Below are 20,304 nucleotides of genomic sequence, written 5' to 3' on the forward strand. Positions count from 1 at the left end.
GTAAGCGCTTGCGAACAGCTTGGGAAAAGCTAGCTAAGACGTGATGGCTTTACAGGAGGATCCGATGGATCGGCAGTCTCAAAGCTTTCTCGAGCAGTTCAATGCAATGGACACCAAACTATTGCTGCAGCGTTATCGGGTAGGTGGATTGATCCCCGAAGCCGAAGTTGTGCTGCTTTCAGTACTTGAAAGGCGAGGATACTCGCAAGAAAAATTGGCTGAGAAGGAGACTTTATATCCTGCCTCAACCGCGAGTCCCGAAGCGTCACTGCTCGCCAAAACGACACGGCGTCCAAGCATCCCTAATTCGCATCCACGCCTTCGCCCGATCAACCGCGCGCTGAAATGTTTGATAATTCCCGTACTAGTTATTTTTCTTCTTCTGGCAATACCTCTGGTAGGAAATTTCGTTGTGCTCGGCGGTGCATCGCTCCTCGGCTGTCAAACTGGCGAAGACAATATTCATCCTTGCCACTTTCTTGGCTGGGACATTGGGGAGTTTGTCTACGGCTACGTGGTGGATATATTCGTATTGGGAGGCTTGAATCCCATTCTCGCATTCGTGGCATTCAGAACATTCATCTGCAGTCCCTTGGGCATGATTTGGTTATCGATCGTTATCGGCGCTGTATTAGTCAGAGAGCGCATGCGTCGACGCTTGACGATGGATGCATGTTTACCCCCACCCATCGGAAAACCTTGATGCCTATCCACGGCAAAAGCCAAGCGACGACGATGAGTAGCGCCATCATCACGGCGCCGTATAACCAGTGTTAGGTGCAATCAACATGAAATTTAGCGATCTTGAAAAGTCAGCACTGCAGCTAAACGAGCTCTACGAAAAGCTTGAGATCAAGAGGTACGGGCGCATCTGGACCACAGAAGAACTTGCGCTTGGCTTCGTAGGGGACGTAGGCGATCTAGCAAAACTAATCCAGGCAAACGCCGGTATCCGAAATATTGATGACTGCAAAGCTAAACTTGGTCATGAATTGTCGGACTGTTTGTGGTCGATTATTGTTCTTGCAGATAAGTGTGGCATTGATTTAGAGGCGGAGTTTGTCAAAAACACCAGAGAGCTGGTTGAATATGTATCTAGCGAGCTGGGTACATGATAAAAGGTTGCTCAGTGACGATGTCGGCACCTCTTTGAGTCTTCAAATTCGTGCGTGAACACGGGCGCTAGGTGCCATGATCAAAAGATAGCTACGGATTTTGATTGTCCGCTTTCGACCCAAGGCAGACATCTTCTCTGGATCGTTGGTATCGGAGGAGATGAGGTGGCGGAGGCGAAGACCTCCGTGTGCACCGATCGATCGGACTATGATCGGGCAGCCTTCCACAAAACGTTCAATGCTCAAGTGCTGGAATTCTTTCGAAAGAAATTACTCACGCCTTAGGCGCTTTTTGGCAGCCGCGTGTGCTTAAATCGCCGGGACGTGGGATCACTAACCAATGACGAGGGCAACGCGCGTGTTTCATAAAACTTCCTGGCTGCGCCTTGGCGTGCGGGTCGGTCTGTCCGGCGCATTTCTTGCAATTGGATTGACCGGCGTTGCATATGGATTCGATGACCCGGACAGTGTTTCATCACTCGCAGGTATCTATAGCTCGGCGCATACGGTCAAAGTCAACGGTCTCAAGGAATCCACATTCGGCTACGTAGAGATCGATGGCGATGGTCGCATTACTGCTTACGAGCAGAAGGATGAGGGACCCGATTCTATTGGCAGTGGGTGCTACATGTTGGCATCCGGAACAGCGACCAACGCCGGCTTACAGTCGCGCACGCTAACGTTGGGCACCACGTTGCAGGGTGCTCCCGCCTATGTGACTCAAGCGGGCGACAACGATACCTTTGCCATTCTCGCCAAGCTTGGCCCGAGCGGGTACAGGTCTTGGTATTTCCATAATGCGCGCAACAACACGACCGTCACCGTCGGCGGCACAAATACTGTCGTCAACTCCGACTACCAAGCATCCTATTCGATCAGTTTCCCCGCGCTGGCGCATCCGACACATGATGAGTTGCGCGACAAGCTTTGCCCCGGGCAGGAATGATTTCGGGTTGGGTGGCGGCTAGGCGGGGAACGGCTTTACCTGCTCGAAATGGATTGTTTATCTCAATCGCGTTGTTTTTTACTGTTACGCAGAGAAAAATTTCTCGGCCCAGGCACGCAATGCATCCAGAAATACATAGAGTCGCGACGGCATATAACGTCGCGTGGGATAGACCGCATAAATAAGAATTTCGGGCGACGACCAGTCGGGCAATAAGCGCACAAGGTCACCGCTGGCAATCTTTTCGTCGCAATACACCGACGGCATCAGGCCCACCCCATGGCCTCGATAGACAAACGCGCTGACACTCTCGAAGTCGTGACCGGAAAACGGCCCATGCACATGCATCCTGGCATGCCGGCGTCCTTTTACCAGATGCCACTCCGCTTCATTATTGCGTCCGTTTAGCATGATGCAATCGTGCTTGATGAGATCATCAGGACTCTTCAGCGGTGCACGATCTGCCAAGTACGGTGGCGTTGCTACGAGGTAACGAACGCTCCTGCCGATGCGTTGGGCAACGAGTGTGGAGTCGCGCAATTCGCCGAAGCGAATCGCCAAATCAATGTTCTCGGCAATCAGGTCGAGGAAGATATTGGTGACATACAGATCCACCTTGATCAGCGGATAGGCCTTCATGAAATCGGATAGAAAGTCGTGGAAGGCTGCCTTTCCGAACACCACCGGTACCGATATCCGCAGAAGTCCCTCGGGCTGCTTTTGCGTCTGCGTCAGCACGCTCTCAGCGGCACATAACTGCGCAAGCGGTTCGCCACACTGATCCAGATAAGCGCGGCCTTGATCCGTGAGACTCAGCTTGCGGGTGGTCCGCTGCAGCAGCGTCACGCCAAGCTCTTCCTCCAGCACACTGATCCGGCGGCTGACCGTGGATACGGGCATGCCCAGTGCGTGCGCGGCGCGGCTGAAACTCCCCAATCGGGCCACCCGTACAAAGACGGCGATGTCGTTGAGATCGAGCATGCGGGCATTTTCCCATGGCCGGGAAAGAGATTTCAGATTATCCCATCTAATCAGGTAATGGCGGTCGGCGCAGACTTCGCAGCTGCATTCACTCACATCCCCTGGAATTCTATGAAAACCCCACGCACCATCATTGTCACAGGTGCCTCGCAAGGCATTGGCGCCGGCCTGGTTTCCCGCTTCCTCGAACTCGGTTACAACGTCGTGGCTACCTCACGGCAAGTGAGCGCCTCGAAGGAATTGCCTGTCTCCGATCGCCTTGTCCGAGTGGATGGCGATGTCGCCGATCCGGCGACGGCGGACGCCGTTGTCGAAGCAGCCGTGAAGGCCTTTGGCTCGGTGGACGCTCTTGTGAACAACGCTGGCATCTTCATCGGCAAACCGTTCGCCGATTTTCCCATCGAGGACTATCGCCAGCTGCAATCCATCAATCTCGATGGCTTTCTCTTCATGACGCAACGCGTCGTGCGGCAGATGTTGGTGCAGGGAAAGGGCGGCAGCATCGTCAGCATTACCTCGCCGCTGACTAACAACCCGATTGCCGGTGCGTTTGCCAGCGTTGCCATGATGACCAAGGGTGGCATCGAAGCGGGCTCGCGCAACATAGCGATGGAATACGCGTCGCAGGGTATCCGCGTAAACATCGTGGCACCGGGCATCGTCGACACACCCATGCATGCCGGTACACCGAAAGACGCGCTCGGTACGATGTCGCCGATTCAGGGCGTGTCGAGTGTTGACGAGATCGTCGACGCCGTCGTCTTCGTCACCGAAGCACCACGTGTCACGGGTGAAACGGTGCGTGTGGACGGTGGCGGTCACATGGGGAAATGGTGATGAGCACCAACAACGTACTGAGTGCGGACCAACTGACGTCGCTGGAAGCCATCAGAAATCTACGCGTCCTCTACTGTCACCATTTGGACAGTGGGCGGATCGACTCTCTCACCAAGCTTTTCACCGAAGACGCGATTGTCCAGGTAGATCGAGGCCGCTGGAGCGGTCGTGAAGAGATTCATACCGGGCTGTCCAAAGCCTTCGCCGAGTACGACGTCGAACAGCGCGGTAGCTATCCGTTCGTTCACCTGGTTTCCAACCAGTGGGTTGAGTTACTGGATGAAAACCGCGCCGAGGGTCGCAGTCATCTGCAGTTCTTGCTGGCCGAACGAGCCGTCGACGTAAACCCGCTGGTGCTCATCGGCATTTATGCCGACGAGTATCGCCGTGTCGACGGTCAATGGTTGATCAGTCGTACACGGCTGGACGTGATCTGGCCAAAGCCCGACATCGCTGGCGGTGAACCCGGCAATGGCCTCGTGCTGCCGACCTGATTTCAACCGCGGTGTCTTTGTCTTCCAGAATATGTCCGTTTTCGAACGAAGGCGGACATTACTTGTACATCGTTATCCGATCGGCCTAGAGATTGCCTCCATTGAAACGGCCGAATCGTTTTGCACACATAACGCTAAGCGCTAGCGCACCCAAGCCCAACGCGATGATGGATTGCGCATCACGCACATCGAACTCGCCGACGCGAATAATCAGAAAATACGCGGCGATGAAATTCACGAAGCCCCAGATCACGTTCACCATGGACGATGACAACCCTTCACCGGGTGGTTTCGCAAACGGCGACTGAAACGGACGTCCCATGGTGCCGCTGACGAAATGGGGAATGGCATTGGCCAGAAAAACGCCGCCAAAAAAATACGAGAGATCCTGAAGCCAGTTCACCATGATGTTTTCCTCTTTGAGGTGGTGCGCGAAGGTGTGTGCTTGCGCAGAATGTTGATGGGTCGCTGACGCGCACAGGTAATACGTTGATGGAGCGGGCTTGCCACTACGACTCGCCCAGGCGTTTGATCAACGGAATGGCATCCATGATCGTCTTGAGTTCGGCAGCATCCAGCTTTGCCACCGCTTCAAGCAGCCATTCGCGTTTAGCGATGCCGCGCTGACGCCTTATCTCGGCGCCTTCGGGTGTGAGACCAAAAAGAATCTGTCGCCCATCCGTGGGATGAGCGCGTCGCTCAACCAACCCTTCCTGTTCGAGCGTGGCGAGAATCGTGCCCATCGATTGGGGCTTCATCGACTCTAAGCGCGCCAGATCCGCAGTGGTCATGGCACCGTTTTGATCGAGCCGCGCCAGGGCACTGAGCTGGGAAAGATTGAAGTCGTCCGGATTGGTCTCGGACCGCAATCGCCGCAGAAGCTGGCCGACGGCCGCCATGAGTTCGTTGACGGCGGTTTCCATCGCCGCGCGAGAGGAGCGTGATTTGGGCATGCGCTCACTCTACGATATTAGAAGTTAATCTTGCAAGTTAGGCTGATAATTAAGGAATGTGAAATTCACGGGTTCGCTTGAGATAACGCGGTTCAGATGCACTCCAGCTATGCGGTGTGTTCGCGTCCCCCAAAGCCATGAGAGTCGCATTTAGAAGTGCATTCACCCGTAAAAACCTGCGTTCATGTAACGCTTCCGCGGTCCCTTGCCCCGGTGAGATTAAGACAAGGTATCGTTCGTAGTGCCGCAGTAGAACTGCCTGACAGACGGGGATATATGCGCTCTCGTATCAAACCCACGGCGACGGTTTATCCATGTCGCCTCCGTTCGGAACCTATCGGGTCGGACGCTAACGCCGCCCTGCACATGTGGATCACTTGGGAAGCTGTCGAACGGGAGCACTTCAGTCCCGCCGGTTCTCTCATCGCCGACTTTTCTCGACCACTCGAGGTTGATCCTTCATTGGTGAGAAATCATAGGTACGTGCCTGATTCGTGATGTGCGCTTTCAACCGTGCCGTTGTCGGTTGTTCTCGCGGCTGATCAACACGCTGATACATGACGTGCGCGGATTCGTACGAAGAGCACGTCATGCACGATCGTGCCGCTCGTTATTTGCCCTTGCCGATCCGCCAGCACGCTTCAAGAAAGATTCGCCGTTCCTGCTCGCCGTCAATTTCAGGTGCGAGGCGTTGTGCAACGGCATCCAGGTCACCGCCACCGTGCGCGGCCCGGCGAACCAGATGTGCGGCCACGGGCCCAATGCGCTTGGCGAGTTCCGCCTCCAACAATCGCAAGTGTGCCGCATCGACGCCACCCGGCGGATGAGTGAGATCGACCGGCTCAGTGCTTCGCAATGGCCGATGTTCGGCGGGAACGTCATGAATAGCGTGCCCGCGTAACGTTGCATCGAGATAATCGCAAAGCCGATCGATATGCGGGTCGAGCGGTGGCGGAAATGCATCCATCCAGTGTTGTGCACTGAGGAAGTATTCCAGGCTCTTCGAAGGCAGCACATCTTCGAGCCGAAACGGAAGAATCGGTAGCTGCTTGTGCACGGCGCGCTCCACTTCGCGTCGCACCTGGTGCGAGTCGTTGCTGCTGCCGGAGAAAACCAGAACCATCAGCCGCGCGCTGGAAATCGCATCGATGATTTCGGCAGCCCAGTCGGCGGCGGGAGACACGTCGCGCGGCGCGATCCACACGCTGATGCCGCGCGCTTCCAGTCGCTGCACAAGCGCGAAGGCAGCTTCCCGGTCAGGCTGCGAATAGCTGACGAATAAATCGTGTGCCATCGCTTAGCCGCCCAGCATCCGCAGCGCCTTGTCCAGGCTCTTGCGCATGCGATTGAAGGCGGCCGACAACGCCGTGACTTCAGGTCCGCCACCACTCGGAAATTCCGGCGCAGAGGTATCGCCCAGACTCACTTGATCGGCTATCCGCGCGATCCGGCGCACCGGACGGATCACCAACACATAGAGCGAGATATTGATGACCAGCAGCACGCCGACGAGCACCGCAGCGATAGTCGTTAGCACATCGCGGCGCACGCGCTTCGCACTTGCCTCGGCGCTGGCGAATGGCACCGAGACGATTTGCGCTCCGACCACTTCATTGGGTTGCCAGCCAAATCCGTTGTCGCGTCCATAGCGTGCGAGCATCGTTGCAGGTGCGACCGAAGGCAGGCTGCGACAACTCATGCACCCCGCGTCGACGCGAATCGGGCGTGCCAGGTAAAGAATGCTGCCCATCGGGGTGTCGCGTGTTCCGCTCATTTCCGTGGTGCTGCTGTCGTTGCGAAAACGCTGCACGATGTCTGCTTCCCAATCCGTCGCGCGGTCGCGTGGATTGGTTGGATTGAGGGTGGCTTCTTTATACGCGTAGTCGGGATGCTCTTTGTGCAGCGCCAGGAAGTTCTGCGTTGCGGCGTAGAACGGTACGCTCTGCGGACGGAATGCCGTGAGCATCTTGTCGTCGAGCAACGGCGCGATCTCGGTGTCGGTGTAGGAGCGGATCGCTGCTGCGTTGTCCATCATCAAACCGGCTTGAGCCAGCACTTCGCGCGTTGCGTTTTCCTGCAGCGTCACTGTCACGACCAAGGAAATTGCGGCCATGCCGAGCGCGAATGCGACAAGCAGTATCAGGTTGATCCGCAACAGCACACTCGACCCCTTTGCCAGTACGTGGATCCATCGACCCGACTGCGGCTGTGTTCAAGGGTGTTGGCACTTCGGCGGCGTCCTTAAGAGACACCACTCATGCCACTTTGGAAATCATGACACAAAGCGCCAAGCGCTGGGCTTGGCTGGTTTTTGCGTGGTTTTCCCGGTTAAACCCGGGGTTTGTCGCGGCCGCGAAGGGTAGGGCTACTCGACTTACCGAGCTCTCGTTTGCGGGTTGGATGAGAGATTTAACGTGCGTTCGCATGAAGCTTGTCGAGACTGATCTTCAACGAATTGAGATTCGCCGGACTTATATCGGCCTTTTGCGGTGCCTGTTTGGATGTGGACGTAACGCCAGCTTTCTACTCGACACGGACGTTAGAACTAGCGCTCAGGAACGCTTGACGTCCATCGAGGCAAGAGCGTACCTTGCCCTCGCTGGTGGTCTTTATCCTTGCATCGCGATGAAAGGATAAAGTTAAAAGGGAAGCCTGTGCGGCCTTATATGGCCAATTCCGGCGCTGCCCCGCAGCGGTGTGTGGAAACGACCTTCGTGATGAGCACTGGTCCGGTTTGGACTGGGAAGCCACGAACAGTAGGTGAGGCGTTAACCGCCTCGTGTCCGCGAGCCCGAAGACCTGCCCCGGCCAGGAAGCGAGTGCTTCCTGCTTGACCTGGAGCTTCCGCGGGGAAGCGGCCGAGGCTTGCGCGTCGCGTTGCATACGCGGCGGTTTGCCCGATCGCGTCCTCCAGAAGATCCGGTTCGCCCGCGGGGGCGAAGGTCGTAGCGTGGCGGACGCTCAGTGCAAAGGTGCACAAGCCGGCGCGCGTTTCCTTCGTTCCTCATTCGTCACGAATCGAGGATATCTACACCATGACCACCCTTACCAATCTGGGTTTTCCACGCATAGGCGTCAAGCGTGAACTCAAGCAAGCGCTCGAGTCGTTCTGGCGCGGAGAAGCAACGGCATCCGAGCTCCAGGACACGGCTTCCGCGTTGCGCAAACGACATTGGCAGCTGCAACGCGAGGCCGGCGCAGATGTCGTGCCATGCAACGATTTTTCACTGTACGACCATGTGCTCGATACGGCTTTCATGCTCGATGCGATACCCGATCGCTATCGAGCGCTTGCGGATGCCAATCCACTCTCCGGCTACTTCGCACTGGCGCGCGGATTCCAGGGCGATGGTATCGACGTACACGCATTGGAAATGACCAAATGGTTCGATACGAACTATCACTATCTCGTCCCCGAATTGCACGAAAACCAAACCTTCCGCCTGCGCAGCGATAAGCCGGTTGCAGAATTTCTCGAAGCCAAGAAATTGGGGTTCAAGGCGCGGCCAGTCATAGTAGGACCGGTAAGTTTCCTGCTGCTATCGAAAACCGTCGACGGCAGCGATCGACTGGCGTTGCTGGATCGTTTGATTCCCGTCTACGCTGAGTTGCTAGGCAAACTCAAGGATGCTGGCGCGGACTGGGTGCAAATCGATGAGCCCTGTCTGGTGCTGGATCAGGACAGCGACGATCAGGCTGCATATCGTCATGCGTATCGTGCTCTGGCGAACGTGAAGCGTCCATCGCTACTGCTTGCTACTTACTTCGGTGCGCTGGAAGACAATCTATCGTGGGTCACGTCATTGCCGGTTGACGGTCTTCATATCGATCTCGTGCGTGCGCCGGAGCAGTTCGATGCTGTGATTGATTCGCTGTCGTCGCAATGGGTGCTTTCATTGGGCATCGTCGATGGGCGCAATGTTTGGCGAACGGATCTGGATCGCGTATTGCCGCTGGTCAAACGTGCCCATCAGCGTATCGGCGGTGAGCGGTTGCAGCTCGCGCCATCCTGTTCGTTGCTGCATGTGCCCATCGATGTGACGCTGGAAAAGGCTTTGCCAGCGGGGGTGTATAGCTGGCTTGCCTTTGCGCGGCAAAAGATCGAAGAGCTTCGTACCGTCGCCGACGCACTGAGTTCGGCAAACGCATTGCACGCTCTCGAGACAGCGCGCCTTCGGCAATCGTCGCGCAAAAACTCTCCAGACGTACATCGGCCCGATGTGGCGAAACGGCTCGCACAGATCGACGGCCATGCAAGCCGCCGTATGTCGGATTACACCCAGCGGCGCGCCGTGCAACAGCAACGATTGCGCTTGCCGGCATTTCCCACCACGACCATTGGTTCGTTTCCACAGACGCACGAAGTTCGCGAAGCACGTGCCAAATATAAATCGAACAAGCTTTCGGCAGCGGACTACGAGACGTTTCTGCAAGCGGAAACGCAGCGTTGCGTCCGCTTCCAGGAAGACATTGGCCTGGACGTGCTGGTGCACGGCGAGTTCGAGCGTAACGACATGGTGGAATATTTCGGCGAACAACTCGACGGATTCGCCTTCACCAAGCTCGGGTGGGTGCAAAGCTACGGTTCGCGATGCGTAAAGCCGCCCATCATCTACGGCGATGTCCGGCGTCCATCGCCCATGACCGTTGCGTGGTCGCGCTATGCCCAATCACTGACTCGCCGTCCCATGAAAGGCATGTTGACCGGTCCTGTGACGGTACTGCAATGGTCCTTTGTGCGCGACGACCAGCCAAGGGCGGCAACGTGCCGACAGATCGCATTGGCGTTGCGCGATGAAGTGCTGGATCTCGAGGCAGCCGGCATCGGTGTCATCCAGATTGACGAACCCGCCTTGCGCGAAGGCCTGCCGTTGCGCCGAAACCAGTGGAACACCTATCTGGACTGGGCCACCGAGTGCTTCCGGCTGGCGGTCTGCGGAGTGCGCGACGAAACGCAGATCCACACGCACATGTGCTACTCGGAGTTCAACGACATCATGGATTCTGTCGCGGCCATGGATGCCGACGTCATCTCGATCGAGACGTCTCGTTCGAATATGGAATTGCTCGATGCGTTCGTCAAATTCCGCTATCCGAACGACATAGGTCCAGGTGTCTATGACATTCATTCACCACGGGTGCCAAGGTCGGCGGAGATGACACAGCTACTCGCCCGGGCCGTCTCGGTACTGAATCCGAATCAGCTATGGGTAAATCCCGATTGCGGTCTGAAAACGCGTGGTTGGCCCGAAACGCGCGCTGCACTCGTGCAAATGGTCGAGGCGGCCCAGGCTATGCGCCACATCGTTTTCGAGTCCGTGTAGCAATTTTGGTAGCCGGCCGGGACTTGAGTGATCAAGGCCCAGCTGGACACGGTGCAAAAAAAACAAAGGCCGCGCAAGCGGCCTTTGTTTTTCGTGGTGATGACAACCTTTACACGATGCGTACCTGGTTGACGTTGTTCTTGGGATCCATCCAGAACGCTTCGTTCGCGAAGCGTCCGAAGATCTCGCGCGGCAGGATCGGCTGGCGTTCGATCGACTCGACCTTCGGCCGAACGGAATGCAGGCCGGGCATGCCGACGCGGGCATCGAACTCGTCGGCGTTGTATTCGATGTGGTCGAAGTCGTGCTCGAACCAGGGCTCGTCGAGAAATTGGTAGACAGCGCGCACGGCCGCAGCTGGGTTGCTCACCAGGCTTTCGTAGGTCAGCATCAGCAGGTGGTCTTGTGCATGCGGGCCGTAAAAGGCTTCTTTGGTGGCCTGGTAAGCGAAGCCCACCATGCCTCGTGGATCGGTCAACGCCTCGACGCGTGAGTACACCGTGGTGTTGGTGTCGAAGCGGAACACCTTGCTGACGCTGACCGGTTGCCGGCGCACCAATCGCTCCATGCTGTCCAGCACCCATGCCAGCTGGCGCACGCACGCAATGACCTTCACCCCAGGGAACAGCACGTTGAGCAATTGCATCCGGCTGCACCACAGCCGGCTGGTGTCGAACATTACATCGGCGCCAGCTTGAGCCGAGTAAAAGTTTTCGACCAACCCGCGCAACAGTGCAACGCGCTGCTCGTCGGAAACATCGAAGGAAAAATCGTTTTTGCTGCTTGCTTCCGCCATGACCACGCCCATGATGTCGGCAAGCGGGCTGGTCATGCCTGCACGAAAGCGCGGATTCTGGTTGAGGATGGCCGCCAGTAGCGTGGTGCCGGCGCGCGGCAGCCCGGAAATGAAATGGAACTTCCGCGGTGGGTTGCTGGCGTCTGGCGTGGTAGGCATGTGGGTTATCTCCTCTCAATCATTAGCCTGGGTTGCAAAGGCATGGACTGCAAGATAGCGCCGTTCAGGGCGCTGGCGCCGTCGATGCGCGCATACGCATTTCATAGCCGAGTTCGATCATGCTGGCTTCTCCTTTGCCCAGCACGCGACGCAGCAACTCCTCGGTGGCACGCTTGCCCATTTCGCGCACGGGCTGGTGGACGGTGGTCAGCAATGGCCACACCTGTGTTGCGATAGTGGTGTCATCGAAGCCGCAAATGGACATATCGCCAGGCACCGACACGCCAGCCTCCGCAGCGGCCCAGATTGCGCCCACGGCCATATCGTCGTCGGCTGCGAAAATGGCGGTTGGCCGCCGCTTTAATGCGAGTAACCGGCGCGCTGCTTCCACGCCTGATTCGAAAGAAAAGCGGCCCTGCACCATGTACGCCGGGTCTTCTTTCAATCCCGCGCGCTTCAACCCGTCGCGGTAACCGGCGAGGCGCCATATGCCTGCGCCGTGCTTGGGGTCGCCAATGATGTGGGCGATACGGCGATGACCCAGCGATGCAAGATGCTCAACCATGGCGGCGGCCGCTTCGCGCTCGCGCAGGATTACGCCGATGCAGTCTTTGGGTTGGCGCGGGGCGATCGAGGCAAACGGAAGGTCGTTCTTGCGCAAATGCTTGAGCAATTCTGGATGGTCGGTGATCGGCGGCGTGAGGATCAGTCCATCGGGCCGGTGCCGCCAGAGGATGCTCTCGACACGCTCGACGAAGTCCGGTGCCGTCGAGACCAACGGCTGCACGATCATGCTGTATTGCTGCGCTTCGCACGCTTCCAGCACGCCTGCCTGGACTTCCATGATGTAGCTCGGCGACAAGTTGTCGTAGAGCAGGCCGATCATGAAGGACCGGTTCGTCGCCAGGCTGCGCGCCGAGGTGAGCGGACGGTAGTTGAGTTCAGCTACCGCCGAAAGTACGCGTTCGCGCACCGAGTCGCGCACGTTCGGCTCGTTGTTGAGCACGCGCGATACGGTTTTCTTCGAAGTGTCCGAGGCACGGGCGACATCGTTAATGGTCACGCGTGACATGGAAGCCTTTGCGTCTTCAATGATCTGTTCCCTGCGAGGCGGTAGCCGGAACGCTTTGGACAGGAACGTTCCACCCACTCACTTCGACCACCGGTGCGGCCATTTCTTGCGATGCGTAACGCGCGGTCAACACGATCGATTCACCGGGCCAAAGCGTGACGTCATTGTCATTCCACAATATAGGCAGCGCAAGGTTACCGTGCGCACCACGCTTGATCGACACGTGCTGAAACAGCGCCACGGCCTTGGACGATGCGGGCACGGACAAGGTGACCGTGGTGATGTCATCGTTCCCCTCCCGCCGTGTCGTTGCAAGAACCTTGCTGGTCGCTGACGGCAGCGATCGCAGCGCGGTCAGGTCTGCGTACTGCGTTAGCGGAGTGAGGTACCAGTTCGAATTCGCCCAGTCGAGCACGTCCGCTCGTGTGGATAACCAGTAGACGTTGCGGCTGACCGGCTTGCCGTCGGAAGAGGCGAGATCAAGCTCGATGAAGTACGCGGATGACAGGCCCGCGATGGCTGGCAGTGTTGCCAATGATTGAGCGTGGTTGCCCGCGAGATCGACGTTCTGCAGGTGTTTTTCGTAACGCACGCTACCGTCCAGATTGCGCACGCGGATGTTCGCTTGCAAGCCATGAACATCGTCGAGGGTGTGGTTCACCAATACGATGCCGTTCGTGTCATACGAATACTGGATGTGCACCAGCTCGTTGGCTTTCTTGGCGCCGAAATAAGCGCCGGCAGGATTCATGAAGTAGTCGTACAGGTGCCAGTGCAACGAGGGCCACGCGTTGTTGAGCATCCAGTAGATCACGCCAGTTGCTGGCTTGTCGGCATCCATGTGTGCGTTGAACGCTTCGAACTGCGCGCGGACGTTGTCGTAGTTATCAAGCTGCGCCTTGGCGACATAATCGGTAAGATTCGTCGGTGCGCCGTAGCGAGCGGCTAACGCCTTGTCGAACGGCGTCAGTACGGCGAATGTCGACCAGTCTGCGGAGGCGTGGTATTGCCTTGCCTCCGGATATTTCCACAGCGCTTCCTGCTCTTGCGGCGACAGCATGCGCTGCACATCTTCCAAGCGTGGAATATCCGCGCCAGCGCTGACCTCCGAATCGAAACCGAATGCACCACCCAGCTTGTCGGCGTACCAATACGACGGCGGTATCCAGTCGTAAGGGCCATCCATCTTCAGGCCCGACGGGCCGGCTTCGGCCGTGCCTTTGGCGACAGCTGCCGAGATGATCGGCAGGGACCAGTCAGCTGCATGCAACGTGTCGACGTACATTTTCGCAATGGGCTGCGGAGGCGGGTTGTCGCTGCCGATCAGGAAGCCGATCACGGAAGGATGATTGCGCAGCAGACGCGCCTCGCTGGCCATGGAGTCTCCGGCCACTTTCATGTCGGCGGCAGTCCATGGCGCGCCGCCGGTCTTCGCGGCGGACTCCCATTTATCGCAGCATTCCCAACCCGCCAGTATCAGAATGCCGTTGCGATCGGCGAGGTCGTAGAAACGCTTATTTTCCAGCTTGCCTTCGCTGCGGATAGCGTTGAGGCCGAGGTTGAGCACGTAGCTGAACTCGGCGTCCATGCGTGCTGGGTCGTCGCGCAGGAACATGTCCGGCGCCCAGCCGCCACCGCGGATCAGCACGGGTTTCCCGTTGATGAAGAACTGGCGATAACCCTCTTTTGTCAGGCTTGAACTGACGCTGCGTACACCGAACGTCGCAGTAGCACGATCGGATGTTGCACCATCGACCGCAGCGGTCATCTCAAGTTGGTATAGCGGATGTTCGCCCATGCCGACGGGCCACCAAATCTTCGGATGATTCAGTGCAAGTTCGGGGGTAGTGCTGGGCGAGAACGAAACGACTTGCGTTTGTCCGGGGGCAAGGTGCACGGTTTGTTGTATTGGAACGCCGGCCACTGTGCCGGTGATCGTCGCGTCATGCGCGACCGTATCAAGGTTCTTCGCGTCGACCTTCACAGTGATTGTGGCGTGCGCGAGATCGGGTAACGATAGTGTTGAAAGAACGTGTGGAAAGCTCAACTCGACCGGTCCGGTCTGCAGGATGTCCACGCCACGCCATGGTCCCATGTTGTTGTCCGGAGGCGTGGGGTTCCAATCCACCCAGCCCATGGACAGGCTCTTTCTTGGATCGGCTGGATGCACGCGCATGGCGAGAATGTTGGCGCCTGCGTGTACCCAGCGCGTGACGTCGAACGCATGCACGGGATAGGCGCCGGCGACGTCGGCGTGATCGGCGACCAGATGTCCGTTGATCCACACATCGGCGCTCGCGATCATGCCGTTGGTGCGCAGCAGGGTATGCCGTCCTGCCGCATCCTTCGACAGCGTGAATTCGGCGCGGTACCACCAGGACGTCACGAAAAGGTTGCCGCTGGAATCTGGCACCTGCACTGCACGCAGGTTATCGCTGTAGAACACGTCGTTCTTGTATGTGCCGTTTTCCAACAAACCTGCCATGACGGTCGCTCGACCGCTCACCGGATACCAATCTTCGGTGGAGAAGCTCGTCAAGGAGATTTCTGCGCCACTTTGCTGCGCCTTCGCTTCGTCCTGGATTTGCCAATGACCGATGGTTGTTACGGAGCCGGCGTCGGCGTTTACCTGAGTGGGCGCGTAGGTCGTTTGGGCGTGAGCAGGCGGCGATGCCAATACGGCTAACGCGGCCATCATCCAAAGTGTGTGCTTGGCTTGAGTTTGCATGACGTCACTGTTTCTCAAGGTAGGTTTCGCGTATTTCAACGGGTGCGAATGGCCACGACCGATTGAGCTTGGCCCACATCGCAAATACCGCAAGGCCAGCGACGATCCATATGCCGGAGAGGATCAGCGACAACGTCGAGGCAGACACGTACACGTAAATCCATCCCAGTAGCGCAATCACGCACGGCACTGGGTAAAGCCATTGCTTGTACGGGCGATCAAGGTTGGGCTGGCGCTTGCGCAGCACGACCAGCGCGGCGACCTGCGCAATGGACTGCACGATGATGGTCGCGGCCAGCAGCATGTTGATGACTTCGGTCAGGTCAAAGAATGTACCGATGGCCGTCACTACGCCCATGGTGAGCAATGCGACGTGCGGGAAGCCGTGCTTGGCATGCAGGCGTCCGAACACGGATAGAAACACTTTGTCGTGCGCTGCCTGGAAGGGCACGCGAGAGCCGCCCAACAGGCCGGTGAACACCGAGGCGAACGCGGTCACGATGATGAGGACGGTCATGATGGCGGCAGCCAGATGGCCCCAGCTGCGCTCCACCACCAGCGAAGCCACCGACTTGGATTGCGCGATTTCCTGCCACGGTGCCACGCCGAGCACGCTGATGTTCAGAAGAAGATAAACAAACATCATCGCGATCACCGAGACGATGATGGTGCCGGGCATCGTGCGGCCCGGATTGCGCAACTCGTCGCCGATGTAGGCGGTCGTGTTGTAGCCGAGATAGTCGTAAATGCCGATGATCAGCCCGGCACCAAGTCCCATGAAGAAGTGGTTGCCGAACATACCGGCCGGGTATGCAAACGCGAAGTCCGCATGGAAGTGTGAGAAGCCTGCCGACGTCACACCGACAACAGAGACCAGCATGATGACCCACAGCGCGATCGTGATCGCGCGAACCGATTCGATGCGACGGTAAAGGAGCCACGTCACGATGGCAGTTGCCGCCAGGCCGACGAGATGCACCGGCCACCAGCCCAGGTTGGGAAAGAAGAACTCCAGATACTCCACCATGCCGATGATGCCCGTGGACATCAGCAAGGGAATCGCCAGCAACATCGTCCAGATGAAAAGGAACGGCATCAGTTTGCCGGTGCGGTACTGAAACGCTTCGCGCAAGTAGACGTAGGTTCCTCCGGAACCCGGCATGGCTGCCCCGAGTTCCGCCCACACCAAGCCGTCGGCCATGGCCAGGATGGCACCGGCGATCCAGCCGATGACGGCCTGCGGACCGCCCATCGCAGCGACCATGATGGGAATGGTGATGAACGGCCCGATGCCGCACATCTGGGTCATATTGATCGCGGTTCCCGAGAACAATCCGATGGAACGATGGAAGGCGTTGTCGCGAACGTTCTGGGGCGCGCTGGAGTCTTGCATGCTTGCCTAGTCGTGATGGTTTGCGATGAGTGTGTTGAAGACAATGGCATGTACTAAACGTTATTGCTCACTACTCGCCGAGATCTGCTCCCTCGCCTACATGTAGGGGAGGGTTGGGGTGGGGTAAAGCAATCTCGCGACGTGTTCTAGCTATATAGCAAGCTCGGGCTACCCCTCCCCAGCCCTCCCCTGCGAGCAGGGGAGGGAGCATGCGGCGGTAACCGTCAACCTTTGGCCAACGATGGAAGGCGCTCCGGCTACCACTGGCCACGCACGCCCAGCATGAACATGCGCTCGGAGAACGTCGAGTGCGCAGGCTGGTCGGGCCACACAAGGTAGTAATGCTGGTACTCGTTGGTAAGGTTGGTGCCATCCAGAAACACTTCGGCGTATTTGCTGAACTTGTAGGAGATCGACGCATCGAGGTACTTCTGCGGCGCTTCGTACATCTCCATACCGGTGATACCGCCTACGCTGTCCATCACCGCTCGCTTCGAACGATAGTTGTACGCAAGGCGCGCCTGGAAGTGATCATCCTGATACCACAGGATGAAGTTGCCGGACTCGGTGGAGTTGTCCTGGAACGGAATCTTGTTGCCAGCCAAATCCCTTTCGCCCGAGTTGCTTGGCGCATACGTGGCGTTCACTTCCATACCTGTTTTTGACAGGAAGCTTGGCAGGAAGGTGAAGCCCTGGCGGTAATCGAACTCAGCACCTTGGATACTGTTGCCAGTGCCTTGCACGGGTTCGGTGATCACGATGCAATGATCGCGAACCACGCCGTCCTCATCGGGCAGTGTGCAGTTGGTCACGCTACCATTCTTGATGAAGCTTTCCACGTTGATGCGAAACAGCGCGAGGCTGAGCATGCTGGTGGGGTTGATGTAGTACTCCAGCGACGCGCCATAGTTCGTAGAGCGCCACGGGTTGAGGTTCGGGTTGCCGGTCGATGTGCCATCCGCGACACGGAAGATCGGCCCTTGCGGCGTCTCCGCCAACGAATAGTTCAGCTGCAAGCCGCCGCCCCATGCGCTGAGGTCGAGCGGCATCATGTTCTTGGACGCGGCCAATCGAAACTTCAGGTTGTCGAAGATATCCAGCGAGAAGTTGGCCGACGGCAGCACGTCGTCATAACTGCGCTTGGTATCAGCTGTGCCTGTTTCGACTGGTTCGTCGCCGTACGCACCCGGTGCGCCACTCAAAAACTGCGTGACGTTTAGATTGGTGTGGATCATGCGGACACCGATGTTGCCGCTGTACGGCATGTCGCCGAGCGTGCCATCGAAATCGCCCTGCAAATAGCCCGTCAACTCCTTCAGCTGCACATCCCAGCTCGTTCCCGGTTCAGCGACTTCGGTGGTATCGGGATAGAGCGACTTCCAGTACGAAATCGGATTGACCATGGCGTTAGGGTTGACCGCCCAGAAATTGATGCCCGAGCCAAGCAGATTGGTGTACTCCTTGAAGTTGCTCGACAGCGGGGTAGCCGTATTGGGCATCGATATCGCCGACAGCGGCCCGGCGCGGAAGTAACCCTCTGAGTTGCTCGCGGTACACGAGCCGCTATTCAACACCACGTCGGCGCCCACATAACGCACCAGGCATCCGTTCGGATCGCTGGCACCGATGCCTGCGTAGACGGGTGTTTCCAGCGTCCAACCATAATTGTCGGCGTTGCGAATGCTGTTTCGTATGCCGAATTCGAGCTTGAAGCCGTCCTGGAAATCGTATTTCCCGTCGAAGCGCAACGCGTTCAACGCGACCTGGCGGTCATAGTCGCCGGAGGATTCCAGCGTCTTCATCGTCCAGGCGTTAGGGTTGGCGAAATCCGCAGCCAGCGAGGACGGCATGTTGACGGTGATGTAGCGGCCGTTGAAGTTCGCGATGATCGGCACCGTGTTTTGCGGAATGCCATTGGCGTTGAACACGCGGTCACCACCGAGCTGTGCCGGGTAGACGAACGTACCGGCCGGCACATTCGCGCCGGGCATCAACACGTTCGGCCACAGTGCACCGTCGGAGTCGGAAACGTTGATGTCGGTTTCTACATTCGACTGGAACGCGGTGTCGCGGATGCCGCGTACGCTCGCGGTGAACGGTCCGCCGTCGTCGTAATCCAGTTGGAGATTGAAGTTCTTCGCGTTAGAGCTTTTCTGGATGATCTGCGAGTACGACTCCACGTCGCCGGGCCACTTCTCATACACCTGCGTGGTGTATATCTGCGAGCCCTGCCAGCCTGGCTGGGGTGTGCCATAGGCACCGAGGGCAGGGCTTCCGGTATTGCGCGATTGCACCGGTACGTAGGTTGCGCCCTGCCAGTTGGTGGAGTTGAACTGAATGCCGTCATTAAGATCGTACTCGCGTTGTTGCGAGTAGAAGTAGTCGCTGGTCAGACTCAGGCCGTTACCGAGATCCATCTGGAACGACGCATTGCCGGACTTGCGTTTGCGCTGCGTCGTAATGTCATTGATGTTGATGTCCTGGCTACCCATGAAGACGCCGTTGGACTTGCCGTCGCCATTGACGTCCACGCTGCCATCGGCGTTCTGAACGATCTTCGATGGAATGGGCGCGCCATTCCACGGCGTCAGAAAGCCGTTGTAGCCACCCGCGCTGGCGGCGTTCTCGCCGTTGAGCACGACGCCGTATTGATCGAGACCTTCCGAAGAATTAAAGCGCGTGGTGTTGGAGTAATCCGCAGCGATCAGCAAACCCCAGCGGCCGCTATCGTTGTACGAAATCAGTCCGTTCGCCTCGGGCCCCAGATGATTGGTCGTGGAGCCACGCTCTGCATCGGTTGAATAACTGTACGTAAATCCGCTGGGGAGATCCCACGGACGATAGGTATGCAGGTCGACGGCGCCGCTTATACCAGCGTCGGTCTCATTGGCAGTCGAGGACTTAACCACGTCGACGCCGTGGAACAGCGTGGACGGCAACATGGTGAAGTCGGGCTGCTGCGAGTCGATCTGATCGGCCGTGATGAACACTTCGCCGTTCAACATGGTGCCGACCTCAGGCAGGCCGCGCACGTCGACCGACGTACCCACGCCAGCGTCGCGGTTGATCTGCACGCCGGTGACGCGTTGCAGGGAGTCGGTGATCGTGGTGTCGGGCAACGCGCCGATGTTTTCCGCGGTGATGCTGTCCTGAATGTTCGGAGCATCACGTTTCAGATCGATCGCGTGCTCCTGTGATGCGCGCACGCCTGAAACGGATACGGTCGACAGCGTGGTTGCATTCTTTTTCGCCGCGTCATCTGTTTTCTTGGTGTCGTCTTTCTTCGTGTCAGGCGCTGGCGACGAAGAAGCAGGGGCCGATGCTGGCGCAGTTTGCGCCGCGTTGGTCTGCGTAGCTTGGCCGTCTGTCTGGGCACCGGCGAATGCCGACGGTGCACTCGTCGTCGATACGACGGCGAACAGCGACACGGTGACAGCAAATGACAATGGATGCTTGCGAAGTACGGTGGACATGGGCTTTTAACCTCGTTGATGTTGCCTGTCGAA

At 57.9% G+C, this 20,304-nt stretch carries 16 protein-coding genes and 1 riboswitch; of the genes, 6 read left to right on the plus strand and 10 right to left on the minus strand.

All coding sequences use genetic code 11. The features are described from left to right. The first annotated feature begins 64 nt into the window (after positions 1 to 64). The 3 genes from EKH79_RS15195 (at position 65) to EKH79_RS15205 (ending at position 2,061) form a co-directional block, all read left to right on the plus strand. On the plus strand, positions 65 to 703 hold the full coding sequence (locus EKH79_RS15195) for a hypothetical protein (protein WP_126674672.1): 639 nt from the start codon (positions 65 to 67) through the stop codon (positions 701 to 703). Between the two features lie 85 nt (positions 704 to 788). Beyond that, positions 789 to 1,115, plus strand: a complete 327-nt coding sequence (locus EKH79_RS15200; protein WP_126674673.1) for a nucleoside triphosphate pyrophosphohydrolase family protein — start codon at positions 789 to 791, stop codon at positions 1,113 to 1,115. A gap of 358 nt (positions 1,116 to 1,473) precedes the next feature. Further along, complete coding sequence (locus tag EKH79_RS15205) at positions 1,474 to 2,061, plus strand: hypothetical protein (protein ID WP_126674674.1); 588 nt, start codon at positions 1,474 to 1,476, stop codon at positions 2,059 to 2,061. An 84-nt stretch (positions 2,062 to 2,145) separates the two neighbouring features. On the opposite strand, the gene EKH79_RS15210 is transcribed toward EKH79_RS15205, so the two are convergent. Next, positions 2,146 to 3,042, minus strand: a complete 897-nt coding sequence (locus EKH79_RS15210; protein WP_126674675.1) for a LysR family transcriptional regulator — start codon at positions 3,040 to 3,042, stop codon at positions 2,146 to 2,148. 111 nt (positions 3,043 to 3,153) lie between these two features. On the opposite strand from EKH79_RS15210, the gene EKH79_RS15215 reads away from it, so the two are divergent. Both EKH79_RS15215 and EKH79_RS15220 read left to right on the plus strand, forming a co-directional pair. Then, positions 3,154 to 3,879 (plus strand): SDR family NAD(P)-dependent oxidoreductase, encoded by a 726-nt coding sequence (locus tag EKH79_RS15215; RefSeq protein WP_126674676.1) that lies wholly within the window; start codon positions 3,154 to 3,156, stop codon positions 3,877 to 3,879. Beyond that, a complete protein-coding gene (locus EKH79_RS15220; RefSeq protein WP_126674677.1) occupies positions 3,879 to 4,373 on the plus strand; it encodes a nuclear transport factor 2 family protein in 495 nt (164 codons plus the stop codon). The genes EKH79_RS15215 and EKH79_RS15220 overlap by 1 nt, the downstream gene beginning before the upstream one ends. Positions 4,374 to 4,458: 85 nt before the next feature. On the opposite strand, the gene EKH79_RS15225 is transcribed toward EKH79_RS15220, so the two are convergent. From EKH79_RS15225 to EKH79_RS15240, 4 genes are all read right to left on the minus strand, one after another. Next, the gene (locus EKH79_RS15225) at positions 4,459 to 4,779 is read right to left on the minus strand and encodes a hypothetical protein (protein ID WP_199754351.1); all 321 of its coding nucleotides are present in this window, start codon (positions 4,777 to 4,779) and stop codon (positions 4,459 to 4,461) included. 103 nt (positions 4,780 to 4,882) lie between these two features. Further along, a complete protein-coding gene (locus EKH79_RS15230; protein WP_126674678.1) occupies positions 4,883 to 5,326 on the minus strand; it encodes a MarR family winged helix-turn-helix transcriptional regulator in 444 nt (147 codons plus the stop codon). Between the two features lie 610 nt (positions 5,327 to 5,936). After that, entirely contained in the window at positions 5,937 to 6,620 is a 684-nt protein-coding gene (locus tag EKH79_RS15235; protein ID WP_126674679.1) for a toll/interleukin-1 receptor domain-containing protein, read from the minus strand. A gap of 3 nt (positions 6,621 to 6,623) precedes the next feature. Next, the gene (locus EKH79_RS15240; RefSeq protein WP_199754352.1) at positions 6,624 to 7,487 is read right to left on the minus strand and encodes a Tll0287-like domain-containing protein; all 864 of its coding nucleotides are present in this window, start codon (positions 7,485 to 7,487) and stop codon (positions 6,624 to 6,626) included. Between the two features lie 424 nt (positions 7,488 to 7,911). Beyond that, positions 7,912 to 8,147, plus strand: a riboswitch (cobalamin riboswitch). 214 nt (positions 8,148 to 8,361) lie between these two features. On the opposite strand from EKH79_RS15240, the gene metE reads away from it, so the two are divergent. Further along, the gene (metE, locus tag EKH79_RS15245) at positions 8,362 to 10,650 is read left to right on the plus strand and encodes a 5-methyltetrahydropteroyltriglutamate--homocysteine S-methyltransferase (protein WP_126674680.1); all 2,289 of its coding nucleotides are present in this window, start codon (positions 8,362 to 8,364) and stop codon (positions 10,648 to 10,650) included. 109 nt (positions 10,651 to 10,759) lie between these two features. Here the strand turns inward: metE and EKH79_RS15250 are convergent, their stop codons facing one another. The 5 genes from EKH79_RS15250 to EKH79_RS15270 all read right to left on the minus strand — a co-directional run bounded on the left by EKH79_RS15250 (position 10,760) and on the right by EKH79_RS15270 (position 20,271). Continuing rightward, positions 10,760 to 11,605 (minus strand): sulfotransferase family protein, encoded by an 846-nt coding sequence (locus EKH79_RS15250; protein WP_126674681.1) that lies wholly within the window; start codon positions 11,603 to 11,605, stop codon positions 10,760 to 10,762. Positions 11,606 to 11,669: 64 nt separating this feature from the next. Next, on the minus strand, positions 11,670 to 12,677 hold the full coding sequence (locus tag EKH79_RS15255; protein ID WP_126674682.1) for a LacI family DNA-binding transcriptional regulator: 1,008 nt from the start codon (positions 12,675 to 12,677) through the stop codon (positions 11,670 to 11,672). Between the two features lie 16 nt (positions 12,678 to 12,693). Further along, positions 12,694 to 15,405 (minus strand): glycoside hydrolase family 2 protein, encoded by a 2,712-nt coding sequence (locus EKH79_RS15260; protein WP_233590347.1) that lies wholly within the window; start codon positions 15,403 to 15,405, stop codon positions 12,694 to 12,696. Between the two features lie 4 nt (positions 15,406 to 15,409). Beyond that, positions 15,410 to 16,798 carry an APC family permease gene (locus EKH79_RS15265; protein WP_126674683.1) on the minus strand — a complete coding sequence of 463 codons (1,389 nt, stop codon included), beginning with the start codon at positions 16,796 to 16,798 and terminating at the stop codon, positions 15,410 to 15,412. A gap of 257 nt (positions 16,799 to 17,055) precedes the next feature. Continuing rightward, positions 17,056 to 20,271: a TonB-dependent receptor gene (locus EKH79_RS15270; RefSeq protein ID WP_126674684.1), complete on the minus strand. Its 3,216-nt coding sequence runs from the start codon at positions 20,269 to 20,271 to the stop codon at positions 17,056 to 17,058. Between the last annotated feature and the right edge of the window lie 33 nt (positions 20,272 to 20,304).

The organism is Dyella dinghuensis (genome assembly GCF_003977615.1).
GTDB classification, from domain to species: Bacteria; Pseudomonadota; Gammaproteobacteria; order Xanthomonadales; family Rhodanobacteraceae; genus Dyella_B; species Dyella_B dinghuensis.